The 13181-nt window shown below is 62.5% G+C and carries 14 protein-coding genes; 10 read left to right on the forward strand and 4 right to left on the reverse strand.

Annotated elements, in window-relative coordinates; genetic code table 11:
- The first annotated feature begins 122 nt into the window (after positions 1–122).
- The 3 genes from FDM28_RS15020 to FDM28_RS15030 are packed head-to-tail and all read left to right on the forward strand — an operon-like array spanning position 123 to position 2208.
- Positions 123–1049: a DUF3034 family protein gene (locus tag FDM28_RS15020; protein ID WP_138516553.1), complete on the forward strand. Its 927-nt coding sequence runs from the start codon at positions 123–125 to the stop codon at positions 1047–1049.
- A gap of 30 nt (positions 1050–1079) precedes the next feature.
- Positions 1080–1535, forward strand: coding sequence for a group I truncated hemoglobin (locus tag FDM28_RS15025; protein ID WP_138516555.1), 456 nt, complete (start codon positions 1080–1082; stop codon positions 1533–1535).
- Between the two features lies 1 nt (position 1536).
- The gene (locus FDM28_RS15030; protein WP_138516557.1) at positions 1537–2208 is read left to right on the forward strand and encodes a cupredoxin domain-containing protein; all 672 of its coding nucleotides are present in this window, start codon (positions 1537–1539) and stop codon (positions 2206–2208) included.
- Here the strand turns inward: FDM28_RS15030 and FDM28_RS15035 are convergent.
- The 3 genes from FDM28_RS15035 to FDM28_RS15045 form a co-directional block, all read right to left on the reverse strand.
- Complete coding sequence (locus FDM28_RS15035; protein ID WP_206021981.1) at positions 2192–3025, reverse strand: GGDEF domain-containing protein; 834 nt, start codon at positions 3023–3025, stop codon at positions 2192–2194. The two genes, FDM28_RS15030 and FDM28_RS15035, sit on opposite strands and share 17 nt — an antisense overlap.
- A gap of 392 nt (positions 3026–3417) precedes the next feature.
- Positions 3418–4212 (reverse strand): anti-sigma factor, encoded by a 795-nt coding sequence (locus FDM28_RS15040; protein WP_138516561.1) that lies wholly within the window; start codon positions 4210–4212, stop codon positions 3418–3420.
- Positions 4213–4221: 9 nt separating this feature from the next.
- Complete coding sequence (locus FDM28_RS15045) at positions 4222–4797, reverse strand: RNA polymerase sigma factor (RefSeq protein ID WP_138516563.1); 576 nt, start codon at positions 4795–4797, stop codon at positions 4222–4224.
- Between the two features lie 232 nt (positions 4798–5029).
- Between FDM28_RS15045 and FDM28_RS15050 the strand changes: the two genes are divergently transcribed.
- From FDM28_RS15050 to FDM28_RS15075, 7 genes are all read left to right on the forward strand, one after another.
- On the forward strand, positions 5030–5641 hold the full coding sequence (locus tag FDM28_RS15050; protein ID WP_138516565.1) for a ferritin-like domain-containing protein: 612 nt from the start codon (positions 5030–5032) through the stop codon (positions 5639–5641).
- Positions 5642–5643: 2 nt separating this feature from the next.
- Positions 5644–6063 carry a c-type cytochrome gene (locus FDM28_RS15055; RefSeq protein ID WP_240792033.1) on the forward strand — a complete coding sequence of 140 codons (420 nt, stop codon included), beginning with the start codon at positions 5644–5646 and terminating at the stop codon, positions 6061–6063.
- A gap of 29 nt (positions 6064–6092) precedes the next feature.
- On the forward strand, positions 6093–6635 hold the full coding sequence (locus FDM28_RS15060) for a DUF3455 domain-containing protein (protein WP_138516570.1): 543 nt from the start codon (positions 6093–6095) through the stop codon (positions 6633–6635).
- Positions 6636–6854: 219 nt separating this feature from the next.
- Positions 6855–10121: a PAS domain S-box protein gene (locus FDM28_RS15065; protein WP_206021982.1), complete on the forward strand. Its 3267-nt coding sequence runs from the start codon at positions 6855–6857 to the stop codon at positions 10119–10121.
- Positions 10122–10559 carry an Hpt domain-containing protein gene (locus FDM28_RS17770; protein WP_338110197.1) on the forward strand — a complete coding sequence of 146 codons (438 nt, stop codon included), beginning with the start codon at positions 10122–10124 and terminating at the stop codon, positions 10557–10559.
- A complete protein-coding gene (locus FDM28_RS15070) occupies positions 10556–11593 on the forward strand; it encodes a response regulator (protein ID WP_138516574.1) in 1038 nt (345 codons plus the stop codon). Before FDM28_RS17770 ends, FDM28_RS15070 begins: the two co-directional genes overlap by 4 nt.
- A gap of 278 nt (positions 11594–11871) precedes the next feature.
- Positions 11872–12525 carry a DNA-3-methyladenine glycosylase I gene (locus FDM28_RS15075; RefSeq protein ID WP_138516576.1) on the forward strand — a complete coding sequence of 218 codons (654 nt, stop codon included), beginning with the start codon at positions 11872–11874 and terminating at the stop codon, positions 12523–12525.
- Here the strand turns inward: FDM28_RS15075 and FDM28_RS15080 are convergent.
- Positions 12522–13172, reverse strand: coding sequence for a DsbA family protein (locus tag FDM28_RS15080; RefSeq protein ID WP_138516578.1), 651 nt, complete (start codon positions 13170–13172; stop codon positions 12522–12524). The two genes, FDM28_RS15075 and FDM28_RS15080, sit on opposite strands and share 4 nt — an antisense overlap.
- Positions 13173–13181: the final 9 nt, after the last annotated feature.

The following is a 13181-nucleotide window of genomic DNA, read 5'->3' on the forward strand; positions in this document are numbered from 1 at the left end:
TTTGACGCCCGCGATCGGGTGGATTCAAAATTATTTGTAAAAAGTTGAATCCGGAGCGCATCCGGCCGCGTAATAGGGTCACGAACTGATTTTTCGCCCGAACTTTAGGACTGGACGTGCCCATGAAACAACTATCCACCGCCATCGCCCTCAGCGCTGCCGCCCTGTGCAGCGGCGCCCTTGCTGATACCGGCAAGCTTTTGCTCACCGGGGGCGTGAGCTCCATCGACGGCGCGGCCGGCGGGGGCTTGACCCCGTGGGCCACCATTGGCACCAATGCCACCGAAGGGGAAATGGGCGTCTCAGCCCATATCAGCCGTGCCACGGTCACCGACTACCAGCTCACCACCATGGGGGTGGCGTTTGCGTTTGACGACCGGGTGGAGCTGTCAGTGGCGCAGCAGGATTTCAATGCCTCCCCCGTGACCGCGCTGAACGCGCTGGGCTTTGCTGTGCAAGATGGCCAGCGCATCAAGATGGATGTGCTGGGTGTGAAGGTCAAAGTGGCGGGTGATGCGGTGCTCAACAGCGACACCTGGATGCCCCAGATTGCCGTGGGGGTGGAGCACAAATCGGTGGATGCGGGCTCCATCAAGCCGGTACTGGACTTTTTGGGCGCCAAAACCAGCGGCACCGACTTCTATGTCAGCGCCACCAAGCTCTTTCTGGCCAACAGCCTGCTGGTGAACGGCACGCTGCGCTACACCAATGCCAACCAGAACGGCCTGGTGGGCTTTGGCTCCAAGGACCCCGGCACCAACAACGCCAGCTGGGTACCCGAAGTGTCGGTGGCCTACCTGCTGAGTAAAAACATCGCCATAGGCGCCGAGTACCGTGCCAAGCCCAACAACCTACGTGCGTTCGGCATGGCCAACGGTTTGGGTGAGGGTTTGCAGGAAGACGCATGGAAAGACGTGTTCGTCGCCTGGGCGCCCAACAAGCACAGCTCCATCACCTTGGCCTATTTAGACCTGGGCCGCATCTTGCCGGGTGTGACTTCCAGCCGCAACCAGAGCGGCTACTACTTGTCTGCTCAGTTCGCGTTTTAAGCCGCGCCCGTCTTTGAAAAGGAAATCCCCATGAAAAAACTAATGATGGCCTGCGCCCTGGCCTTGAGCGGTCTGATCCCCCTGAGCGCCAGCGCCCAAACTGCCACGCCTGTGGTCGCCGCCAAGAGCGATGCCCTGTTTCAAGCCCTGGGCGGCAAGCCCGGCTTGCAGGCGCTGATGGACGGTTTTGTGGCCGGCCTCAAGACGGACCCGCGCATTGGTGCGCAGTTCAAAGACACCAAATCCTCCTTCCTCGCTTCGCAGTTGGTGGACCAGGTGTGTGCGGCCACCGGCGGCCCCTGCCAATACGACGGACCGGACATGAAGACCGCCCACGCAGACATGGGCATCACCCGCGCGCACTTCAATGCTCTGGTGGAGGTGCTGCAAGCGGCGATGGATGCGCGCAACATCCCGTTTGCTACCCAAAACCAGTTGCTGGCGCTGCTGGCGCCCATGCACCGCGACATCATTACTGCCAAGTGATATGCGCGTTATCTCCGCATCCTTGGGCCTGCGGGCTGTGGCCGCTGCCGCCTTGTGTCTAGGCCATTGCGCTTCCTTTGCCGGCACCCTGGAGGTGCTAGTGCTGGACCGCGATGGCCGGCCCGCGCCCGACACGGTGGTGATCGTGCAACCCGGCAGCAAAGGCCAACCCCGCACCCCGCTGCCGCTGAGCGCGGTGGTGAACCAGGAAAAACAGCAGTTCAGCCCCGCCGTGACGGTGGTGGGCGTGGGCGCCAAAGTGCGCTTTACCAATAACGACCCGTGGAACCACCATGTGCGCATTGGCACACCCGGCGCGGTGGCCGGCTCGTCGGACGGGCAATCTGCTTTGCTGGAGGGCAAGCAAGAAGGCAAGCCCACCAGTGTGGCGGTATTCAGTATGGACAAGCCGGGTGCGGTGGGGGCGGCGCTCCTGGGCTGCTTTATTCACAGCCGCATGGGCGGCGCCATTTACGTGGCTGACTCGCCATGGACGGCCAAGACCAATAGCGACGGCATTGCGGTGTTTGACGACGTGCCCGAGGGCGCTGCCAGCATCAAGCTGTGGCATCCCGCGCAGCTGGTGGAAAAAGCGGCTACCCCGGTGAATGTGCTTGCGGCTCCGGTCAAGGCAACCGTGCAGCTGGATGTAGCGCCTAGGCGGCGGAGCTAGCCAAAGCCGCCAACTCCACCCGATTGCGCCCGGCTTGCTTGGCGCGGTAGAGGGCGTTGTCGGCGGCTTCCAGCCACTGTTTTGCCTCGGTGCCGACATGCCACTGCGCAATGCCGATGCTCGCAGTTACCGCAATGGTGTGCACGCCCACCAGGCAAGGTGTGGATTGCAGCGCGAGGCGAATACGTTCTGCCGCGACAAGCGCCTTGTCTACGACGCAGTCATGCATCAGCACCACAAATTCCTCACCACCAAAGCGCGCCACCAGATCGCCGCCTCGCGCGGCGCTTTGCATAACCTGAGCTACATGCTGCAGCACAGCATCACCGGTGTCGTGGCCATAAGTGTCATTGACGCGTTTGAAAAAATCCACATCCAATATCGCCAGACACATGGGCGTTGCGTTGCGCTGAGCCAGTGCCAATGCACGCACCAGTGCAGTTTGGAAGGTCCGGCGGTTGGCCAGCTGCGTCAGCGTGTCGGTGGAGGCCATGGTTCTCAAGCGGATTTCCAGCTCTTCCGAAAACGATTCGCTGATGTAGAAAGCCATGAACAAAATGCCGGAGCATGACACGGTGATCAGCAGCTCAAGACGTTTAACCGTATCGGCAGGCAACTGCAGGACCTCTGGGGCAGGCGCCCACTGAAAGTACTCTAGGCCCAAGTAAACCGCCAAGCACTCCAGGCACAGCACGGCCAGCCTTTTGCCGTGCGTGATGGGGACGATCAGCGGTGCCGTCAAAGAGAAAGCCAGAAAGTAAAAGTGGGTATTGATGAAGGTGCCTTGGCCGGAAACGATACCGATCAACACGGTCATTTGGCACACCACACAAGCTGACCAATAAGAAACGGGGCGACATTGCTGCTGCCGCCACCGGAACCAGGCCATGCCTGTCAACACAACGGGCAGTTCATATACAGCGGTCCACATCAGTGCTGGGCTGCCTAGCGACCAGAACAAGGCTATGTAAAACAAGACCGCCACCAGAATAATCGATGGGGTCGCATTGACGATGTACTGGCGCCGCCGCTCGGAGTCCGTGAGTTCCGGGCTTACCCCTAGCTCAACCCAGGCGTTGAACTGCCCGATCAGGATTCCGATGCGCGAACGTGTCGACGTGATGCTCAAAAGACTACGCCTTTAGGTTGGTTTTATCAGTCTAATAGATCGCTTCAACCTAACAATGCAGAGTTTTTTCGGTAGTAGTCTCAAAGCATTTTCTGGATCAGCGCACCCTTGAACAGCACCGGGCCGGTCGGGCCGGTTTCGCTCGGCACGCCGCCTTTGGGCTCCAGGCTGATGGCCAGCGTGGGCACCTCGCGCACATCGTTTTCACCGGCAGTCAGGCGCAGCAGTTTGTCGTTGCTGAGCACGCCGAGCGACTTGGGGCCGCCGCTGGGGGGCAGGGCCCACAGCTGCAGAGAGCGGTCATCCGCCTCCTGGTAGGCGCCTACGCGCTGCAGGGTGAGCTTTTTGTTCTTGGGGTCAAACGTCACCAGCATGGAGGCGGCGGCCTGGTCATCGGCCAGCACGGCCACGTATTCAATTTGCGGGGTGGCCTGCAGCTGGGTTTGCAGCTTGGCGATTTCGCTGCCCAGCTCTTGCCGCAGGTTCAAACCCACGGTAACAGCGGCTACGGTAGCCACGGCGCCGGCTGCACTGGCCACGCGCCACACGGTGAGGCTGCGCAGCCACGCGCCCCAGCCTTCCTCAGTGGCGGTGTGCGTTGCGGCTTTAGCGCGGGCGGCCTGCAGGGCCGCTTGCTCGCGCTCGGCCAGCACCAGGTTTTCAATGCGCGTCCACACCGCCGGTGGTGGGGCGATGCCGGGCTGCAATTCGTTGATGCTGGAGAGGCGCCCTTGCCAAATCAGGGCGGCCGCCCGCACCGGCGCTTGCTCGCGGGCCATGGCTTCAAAGCGGCGGCGGGCGGGGCCGCGCAGGGTGCCCAGGGCGTAGCTGGCGGCCAGGCGGTCCAGCAATTCGGGGTGGTGGTGAATTTTCATGACAACCCTTCAGGCAAAACGCGCCATGCACAGGCGCAGCTGGTCCAGGCCACGGCGTATCCAGGTTTTGACCGTGCCCAGCGGCAGCTGCAACTGGGTGGCCAGCTCGCTGTGGCTCAGGTCGCGCATGTAGGCGAGGTTGACCACCTCGCGCTGCTTGCTCTCCAGCCGGCCCAGGCATTGGTTCAGGGCCCAGGCTTGTTCGCTGGCCTGTGCTGTGTCCAGCGGGGTGGGGCCTTCGCCGGCCAAGGTGTCGGCCAGGGTCTCGTCAATCTCTTGGGTGAGGTGGGTGCGCTCGGCGGCGCGGCGGCGCAGCAGGTCTAGCGCGCGACTGCGCACGATGAGGCCCATCCACGCCATCGGCGGGCTGAGAGACGCGGAGTAGTCCGGGGCCGAGCGCCAGATGTTCAAGAAGGCCTCCTGCAGCACGTCTTCCGCCAGCTCGCGGTGGCTGACCACCCGCAGCGCCAGCCCGTAAAGCTTGCCGGCGCAGGCGTCGTAGAGCGATTTGAGGGCGGCCTGGTCTTGGAGCGCAATGCGTTGCAGCAGAGCGATGAGGCGGGCGTCGGGGTGGTCTTCATGCATTGCTCGATTCTGTCGTATGTGGCGGCGGTCTGGCTTACACCGCCGTGTGTAGGGGGCTTGCGCGGAGTGCCCGCAAGCTACCCACCAGATACGCACCAAGGGGGGAAATGGATTCACAAAAATATTTTTCAGAAAGTTGAATCCAAGGGGCGGTGAGCCTGCGTATTCGATGGGAGAGCCGGATGTTCCGGTCTCACGGAGTTGCTCCCAACCTTTATTGAAGGAATCTGTCATGCCCACCATCGTTCACACCGCTGCGTCCTCCACCTCATCTTCCACCTCGTCCATTGCTTCCCGCCGCGCCTTTATGGGCCGCACCGGCACGCTGTCTGCTGTTGCCGTGGCTTTGCTCGCAGGCAAAGATGCCTTGGCCCAAGGCATGGCGGGTGACACTTCCAAGGACGTGGGCATCCTGAACGTGGCGCTGGGCTTGGAGCACGAGGCCATCAACGCCTACCAACTGGGTGCTGGCAGCGGCCTGCTGCAAAAGCCGGTGCTCGATGTGGCCGTGCGCTTCCAGGCGGACCACAAAGCCCACCGCGACGCGTTGGTGGCCACTATCCAGAAGCTGGGCGGCACCCCGGTCATGGAAAAGAAGCTGGACGACTACGCCAAAGCCCTGAAGGCCGACACCCTGCGCAACCAGGGCGATGTGCTCGATTTGGCCGCCCGCCTGGAGCTGGGCGCCATCAACGCTTACCTGGGCGTGATTCCCGCCTTTGGTAGCAAAGACCTGGCCAAAGTGGCCGGCCGCTTGGCCGCGGACGAAACCATGCATTACACCCTGCTGCAAAACGCGCTGGGCCGCCCCCTGCCGGCGGGCGCATTGTTCTTCGGCGCGTGATGGTGGCGCGCACCTTCCACCGTCGGTGCGCGTGGGCCGTGGTGCTGGGGCTGGGCGCCGCCGGGGCTGCGCTGGCGCAGGCACCGGCCGTGTTGCCGGCGGCCGAGGCGCCATCGCTAAGTCGCGGGCAGCAGCTGGTGGAAAGCCGCTGCTTCGCCTGCCACAGCCTGGACGCCAACCGCGCCGGCCCCACCTTGCGCGGTGTGGTCGGCCGCAAGGCCGGCAAGGCGGAGGGCTACTTTTATTCCGAAGCCATGGCGGCGGCCACCCACACCTGGACGGAGGCCGGCCTCAAGGCCTGGCTGACCAACCCCGAAAAAGTGGTGCCCGGCCAAGAGATGTATTACCAGCTGGACAGCGCCCATGACCGCGAGGACGTGGTGGCCTACCTGGCCAGCGTGTCCAAGCGCGCGCAGAAATAACCCCCCCTCATTTTTCAAAGGAACCTTGTATGCAAACCCGTACCGCTCTCTCTTTGGTGGCTCTGGCCGCACTCACCGCCTGCGCCAGCCAGCCCATGCGTGCCCCGTTCAGCCAGGCAGACTTGCCCGCTGCCGTGCAAGTGCCCGCCGGCCACACCGTGGTGATGGAAACAGCCGCCGCCGGCGACATCACCTACCAGTGCCGCGCCAAGAAAGACATGGCCGGCCAGTTTGAATGGGTGTTTGTGGGCCCGGACGCCGGCCTCAAAGACCGCAGTGGCAAGGTCGTCGGCAAGTACTACGGCCCGCCCGCCACCTGGGAGAGCAACGACGGCTCTAAGGTCACCGCCACCCAAGTGGCCGTGGCGCCCAATGGTGCTGCCAACATCCCCCTCCAGCTGGTCAAAGCCAACCCCGCCACCGGCATGGGCGCCATGCAGGGCGTGAGCTACATCCAGCGCGTGGCCACCATGGGTGGTATTGCGCCGGCCAGCGCCTGCGCCAAGGCCAACGAGGGCGCCAACCAGCTGGTGCGCTACAGCGCCGACTACATCTTCTACAAAGCGATGTAACGCCGATCCCCAAACTGCTATCAAAATAAGAGCTGCTTGCGCATGTTTTACGGGCGCTAGCGGCTCTTTTTGCTTGTAAATATGCCGTTCGGCGGCAGACAAGGTGCAACCGGGGGAAGCTGCCGGTAAACGCCTGCATAATTTCTCCAACAACCGTGCCGGTGGCTGCGCAGGGGCGCCACCGGTGGCCACGGTTGTCTTGAGAACAGGCAGTGCACCATGGGTTTGAGCCATTTTTTCCTGTCCGCCAGTGATGCTGCACGCTTGCTCACCGGTGAGTACGCTATGCCGTTGGTGTTGCTCTCCGTGCTGGTGGCGGTGCTGGCGGGGGTGATGGCTTTTCAGCTGGCGGGCATGGCGCGCACCGAAGAGCGCTCGCTCAACCGGCAAACCTTTTTGTTCTCCGGCGCATTCGTGCTGGGCTCGGGCGTGTGGTCCATGCACTTCATCGGCATGTTGGCCTACAGCGTGTGCAGCAGCGTGCGTTACGACACCACGATTACCCTGGCGTCCATGCTGCCGAGCTTTTTGGCATCGTGGGTGGCGTTGGTGTTGTTGGCCAAAGAGCGTGTCACCGGCTGGGAGCTGCTGGTCAGCGGCGTGCTGGTGGGGGCGGGCATTGGCGTCATGCACTACAGCGGCATGGCGGCGGTACACCACACGCTCACGCTGCGGTTTGATCCGCTGATTTTTGGGGTATCCATTGTGGTGGCGGTGGCGCTCTCCGTGCTGGCCTTGTGGCTGCGCTTTCGCCTGATTGCACACAGCGGGTTCGGCACACAGCAAATTAATTTGCTCAGCGGCGTGGTGCTGGGCGTTGCTATTTCGGGCATGCACTACACCGGCATGGCCGCGACCGGCTTTTTAACTGAGCCGGGTGAAGTGGCCGGGCCGGTATCTAACCTGAACCTGGCGTTTTCAATTGCCGGTATCACCACGCTGGCCATTTTGATCACGGTGGGCGGCAATTTGCTGCTGCGCTTTCGCTCGCTCTACCAGCGCATGGTGCAAACCGAGGCGCGCACCCGCACCATCATGGAAACCGCGGTGGACGGCATTGTCACGGTCGATGGCAAGGGCTTGATTCGCGATTTCAACAAGGCTGCACAAAGCATTTTCGGTTGGCCGGCTGACGAGGCGATGGGGCAGCATATTGACTTGCTGGTGCCGGTGGAGCACCGCGGCCAGCGGGAGTCGTATCTGCAAAGCTACTTTGCCGGCGACCAGAGCGAACAGGCCCGTGCCGGGCGCGAGATTGTGGGCCTGCGCAAAGACGGCAGCCATTTCCCGATGCGCCTGGCTATCGGGCGGGCCCGCTTGAAGAATGAAACCTTGTTTGTGGGCTTTATCACCGACATCAGCGAACGCAAGCAAATGGAGACCGCATTGCGCAAGAGCGAGCAGCAGCACCGCTCGCTGATTGCCAATTTGCCAGGGGTGGCCTTCCGCTGCCGGCTGGACAACGAAGGGACCATGCTGTTTGTGAGCGATGCGGTCGCGCGCCTGACCGGCTGGTTGCCGAGCGACTTTGTGGGCGGTGGCAAGACCTTCGCCCAGCTCATTCACCCCGAAGACCGGGAGTGGACGGCCGCCACGATGGTGGAGCGTTTGCACGCCGACAACGCCTACATGATGGAATACCGCATTCTGGACCGCGCCGGGCATGAGCACTGGGTGTCCGAGAGCGCCAGCGGCGTGCGGGGGGAAGACGGCAGCGTGGACTGGATTGACGGCGTGATGATCGACATCACCGACAGCAAACGCCGCAACGCCGAGTTTGAGGGGGTGGTAAATGCCATCAACCGGTCGCTGGCGGTGGTGGAGTTCGATTTGAATGGCAGGATTTTGAATGCCAACAGTATTTTTCAAGATATCACCGGCTACCCATTGCAGGAGTTGCAAGGGCAGCACCACTCCATGCTGTGTGCAGCCGCAGAGGTTGCCGCGCAGGAGTACCAGCAATTCTGGGCCACCTTGCGCGCGGGCCAGTATGCGGCGGGCGACTTTCACCGCATCGGCAAGGGCGGCAAAGACATTTGGATTCACGGCAGCTACAACCCGATTTACGACCCCGAGGGCCAGCCCTACAAGATTGTGAAGTTCGCCAGCGATTTGTCGGAGCGCTACGCCATGGAGCAAGACCTGCGCGATGCCAAAGCCAAGGCCGAGCAGGCTGCAGCAGCCAAAAACACCTTCCTGGCCAATATGAGCCACGAAATCCGCACGCCCATGAATGCAGTCATCGGCTTTACCGATGTGCTGCTGGACGCACCCGCCAGCGATAACCAGCGCCGCCACCTCACTACCGTGCGCAATGCAGCCCGCTCGCTGCTCACGCTGCTGAACGACATTCTGGACACCGCCAAGCTGGAGCGGGGCGCGGTGGAGTTGGAGCGCAAAGACTTCTCCCTGCGCGAGGTGTGCATGCAGGTGCTGGCCACGCTGCGGGTGAACGCCCAAGGCAAAGGCTTGCCGCTGGTGCTGGACTATGCGGACAGCGAGCCCGAGTTCTTTAATGGCGATGCGCTGCGGGTGCAGCAGATTTTGATCAACCTGGTGGGTAACGCCATCAAGTTCACTGAAAAAGGCCAAGTCACCTTGCAGGTGCAGCAGCACGATGGCGTGGTGCACCTGGTGGTGCAGGACACCGGTATTGGCATTGCGCAGGACCGCATTTCGCATATTTTTGACCCGTTTGCGCAGGCCGATGCGTCCATGACCCGCCGCTTTGGCGGCACTGGCTTGGGCACCACGATTGCCCGCCAGCTCATTGAGCTGATGCAGGGGCGTATCTGGGTGGAGAGTGAAGTCGGCGTGGGCAGCCGCTTCCATGTGGAGCTGCCTCTGGCCCAAGGGCAGCCGGTCGGCAGTGTGTGGGAGCAGGCGGTGGTGGAGTTGCCGCCGCTGCGCATCCTCGCGGCAGACGATGTGCCGCAAAACCTGGAGTTGCTGGAGCTGTTGTTGAGCCGCTATGGCCATATCCTGACCACGGCGACCAATGGCCAGGAGGCGGTAGACGCCTTCATGGCCGGTGGCTTTGACATCGTGTTGATGGACGTGCAAATGCCGGTGCTAACCGGGCTCGAAGCCAGCAGCCGCATACGGCAGTGGGAGGCCGCTGCGGGCCGGGTGCCTACGCCCATCATTGCGTTCTCCGCCAGCGTGCTCGAAGAGGACGTGAAGGAAGCCTTTGCCGCCGGCATGAATGGCTTCTCCAGCAAACCGGTGGATTTGTACCACCTGACGCAGGAAATCGCCCGCTTGCTGGGCATTGCGGTCACACCCGCCAAAGCCGTGGCGCAGCAGGGCGCAGATGCGGCAGCGCCCGTGGTGCGCGGCTCGGTGATCGACTGGCACACCGGCCGCCAACTCTGGGGGAGCGAGCAGCGCCACCGCGAGGCGATACGCCGCTTTCTGGCGGACTACGGCGATGCCGTGCCACGTTTGCGCCATGCGCTGGCTACGCCCGCAGAGCTGGGCGCCTAGCTGCACAAGCTCAAAGGTGCGGCGGCCAACTTGGCCTTGTCGCGCACCACCGCATTGAGCGCCACGCTGGAGCGGGAATTGGCTGCAACCGGGCCGCAGGGCATGCCGGCGCTGCTGAACCAGCTGGCAGACGAGCTGGGCAATGTGAAAGAGGCCTTGTCCCAGTTGGTGGGCGATGGCGCGGGCGACACCGTGCAGCCGGTGCCCGAGCAAGGTGCGCTGGATGTGCCACGTTTGCTCGCGGTGCTGAAACAGCTGGACGACGCACTGGCGCGCGGGGAGCTGGCCGAAAGCGCCGTGGCCGCCTTGGCAGAATTGCTACCGGGCAAGGACTACACGGCGCTAGATGACGCCATCAACACCTTTGACTTTGAACTGGCAAGGCAGTTGCTTACTGACTTGCGCAACCGATACAGCCACGAGGAGCTTGCGCCATGAAGCAGCAGGACGAACGCCCCAAAATTCTGGTGGTGGACGATGAGCCCACCAATCTGCAAATCCTGCGGGAAGTGCTCAACCAAGACTACCGCCTGCTGTTTGCACGCGACGGCGAGAAGGCCTTGCAACTGGCGGCAGACGAGTTGCCCCACCTGATCCTGCTGGATGTGATGATGCCCGGCCTGACCGGGCTGGAGACATGCCAGCGCCTCAAAGCCAACCCCGCCACGCAGGCGATACCGGTGATTTTTGTGACGGCGTTGAGTGATGTACGCGACGAATCTGCAGGTTTTGAGGCGGGTGGTGTGGACTACATCACCAAACCCATCAGCCCGCCGGTGGTGCGTGCCAGGGTCAAAACGCACTTGTCGCTGGTGCATGCCGATGCGCTCAAAAAGACCCGACTGCAAATTATTCAGTGCTTGGGCCGTGCCGCGGAGTACCGCGACAACGAAACCGGCCTGCACTCCATCCGCATGAGCCACTACTCGCGCATTCTGGCGCTGGCGGCGGGCTTCAGCACAGGGTTTGCCGATGAGTTGTTTTATGCCGCACCCATGCACGACATCGGCAAGATCGGCACGCCCGACGGCATCTTGCTGCGCCCCGGAAAACTCTCGGCAGAGGAGTGGACCATCATGCAGCAGCATGTACATATTGGCGCCGAGATTTTGGGCGAGCACGACTCGCCACTTCTGCAAATGGCCCGGGTGATTGCTTTGGCTCACCACGAAAAGTTTGATGGCAGCGGCTACCCCTACAAGCTGGTGGGCGAGGCCATTCCCATCGAGGCCCGCATCGTAGCCATTGCTGATGTGTTTGACGCCTTGACCTCAGTGAGGCCCTACAAAAAAGCCTGGTCGGTGGAAGAGGCGGTGGCCCTGCTGCAGGCTGAGAAGGGCAAGCACTTCGACCCGGAGCTGGTGGACTTGTTTTTGGGCCAGCTGCCGGCGTTGCTGGAAATCAAGGAGCGCTACGCAGAGAGCCCGGAGCCGCCCGACCTCCCCGCCGTGCCGCCCCCCGCTTCCGTGTAAACACGCCAATCACCCGAACCTGGTGCTTGGCCTGCTCGCTCATGCCTGTGTGCCGCAGCCGGGCGCGGCTCCACAAGACGAGGTAGGGCCTACATCAGAATGCTATCAAAATAAGAGCTGCTTGCACATGTTTTACGGGCGCTAGCGGCTCTTTTTGCTTGTAATTGAAGCCTTGTTGTTCTGGTGCATCGCAGTGGGCGGTGTGGAGAGCTTGAGGCCCGAGTGACACGCTATACTGATAAAAAAAACAGTACTTCAGTGCACCTTGCGGAGGCCCCATGCTTAACGACACTGCCGCGCCCAACGGGCTCTTTACCGACGATAACCACACTGCACGTTGCGTCTGGTGCCGCAGCACGGCCGAATACCAGCGCTACCACGACCAGGAGTGGGGCTTCCCGGTGCACAGCGACACGCGCTTGTTCGAGAAGATTTGCCTTGAAGGCTTTCAGGCGGGCTTGAGCTGGCTCACCATACTGAACAAGCGCGAGTCCTTCCGCGCCGCCTTTGCAGGTTTTGATATGGACAAGGTGGCCCTGTTCGATGAGGCCGACGAGAAACGCCTGGTGCTGGATGCCGGCATCGTGCGCCATCGCGGCAAGATTGCTTCCACCATCAACAACGCCAAAAAGGCTCAGGAGCTGCGAGCAGAGTTCGGTAGTCTGGCGGCCTACTTCTGGGGCTTTGAGCCTGTCAGCGGCAGCCGCCCGGCCACCATTACCCACCAAACGCTCAGCGGGGTGACCACCTCGCCGGAATCAATCGCACTGTCCAAAGACTTGCGCAAGCGCGGCTGGAGCTTTGTGGGCCCCACCACCATGTATGCCTTCATGCAGGCCATGGGATTGGTGAATGACCACCTGGAGGGCTGCCACGCCCGCGAGCGAGCCCTGCAAGCCAGAGCGGCCTTTGTGCCGCCCCGCAAGCCTTAGGCCGCGGCTCCGGCAATCGCTGCCAACAGGGCGTCGTGGCCGTTGTAGAGCGCGTCGCCACGCACCAGGCGAGCGCCGCTCGCGCCGTGGACCACCATGGCCGGCACGCCTTGTGCGCCATGGGCCTGCATGAGGCGGCGGGCTTTCTGCACGCGGGCATCGTGCTGGAGTTGCAGGTCTGCGTCCTGTCGGGCTAACAGGTCGGCCGCCGCCGTCAGGCCCCTGGCACGCAGTACGCCGTCCACACCTTGCGGGGTGCAGATGTCCAGGCCATTGACGTAGCGTGCCTCCTGCAAAAGCTTCAAGGTATTCAGTTCTTCCGCCGGTGCGGTGTGTGCCACGGCAGTGAGGGCGAGAGAGGCGGCGGATGAATCAAATCGGGTGCCGTGCTGGCCCAGCACCTGGCTGCGGTAGGCCTCGCTAAAGGTCTGGCCGGTGAGCTTTCCGATGCGTACATCGTTGGACCACGCAAAGTCGGCGAAGTCTGCGCTCATCACGCGCCCGCCGCCGCTGAACAAGCCGATGGGCGCCAGCTCCAAGGAGATCGTCGCTTCCTGCCCCAGGCGCTGGATGGCAGGGGAGGCGCCGTAGCACCAGCCACACAAGGGGTCGAATAAATAGGTCACGGAGGTCACAGTGGTGGACATGGGGTGGAG

The sequence above is a fragment of the Rhodoferax bucti genome, assembly GCF_005876985.1.
GTDB classification, from domain to species: domain Bacteria; phylum Pseudomonadota; class Gammaproteobacteria; order Burkholderiales; family Burkholderiaceae_C; genus Allorhodoferax; species Allorhodoferax bucti.

Bases quoted from the DNA above. Each gene is read 5' to 3' on its own strand.
- FDM28_RS15020 (WP_138516553.1), top strand. From the start codon at position 123: ATGAAACAACTATCCACCGCCATCGCCCTCAGCGCTGCCGCCCTGTGC.
- FDM28_RS15025 (WP_138516555.1), top strand. From the start codon at position 1,080: ATGAAAAAACTAATGATGGCCTGCGCCCTGGCCTTGAGCGGTCTGATC.
- FDM28_RS15030 (WP_138516557.1), top strand. From the start codon at position 1,537: ATGCGCGTTATCTCCGCATCCTTGGGCCTGCGGGCTGTGGCCGCTGCC.
- FDM28_RS15035 (WP_206021981.1), bottom strand. From the start codon at position 3,025: ATGACCGTGTTGATCGGTATCGTTTCCGGCCAAGGCACCTTCATCAAT.
- FDM28_RS15040 (WP_138516561.1), bottom strand. From the start codon at position 4,212: ATGAAAATTCACCACCACCCCGAATTGCTGGACCGCCTGGCCGCCAGC.
- FDM28_RS15045 (WP_138516563.1), bottom strand. From the start codon at position 4,797: ATGCATGAAGACCACCCCGACGCCCGCCTCATCGCTCTGCTGCAACGC.
- FDM28_RS15050 (WP_138516565.1), top strand. From the start codon at position 5,030: ATGCCCACCATCGTTCACACCGCTGCGTCCTCCACCTCATCTTCCACC.
- FDM28_RS15060 (WP_138516570.1), top strand. From the start codon at position 6,093: ATGCAAACCCGTACCGCTCTCTCTTTGGTGGCTCTGGCCGCACTCACC.
- FDM28_RS15065 (WP_206021982.1), top strand. From the start codon at position 6,855: ATGGGTTTGAGCCATTTTTTCCTGTCCGCCAGTGATGCTGCACGCTTG.
- FDM28_RS15070 (WP_138516574.1), top strand. From the start codon at position 10,556: ATGAAGCAGCAGGACGAACGCCCCAAAATTCTGGTGGTGGACGATGAG.
- FDM28_RS15075 (WP_138516576.1), top strand. From the start codon at position 11,872: ATGCTTAACGACACTGCCGCGCCCAACGGGCTCTTTACCGACGATAAC.
- FDM28_RS15080 (WP_138516578.1), bottom strand. From the start codon at position 13,172: ATGTCCACCACTGTGACCTCCGTGACCTATTTATTCGACCCCTTGTGT.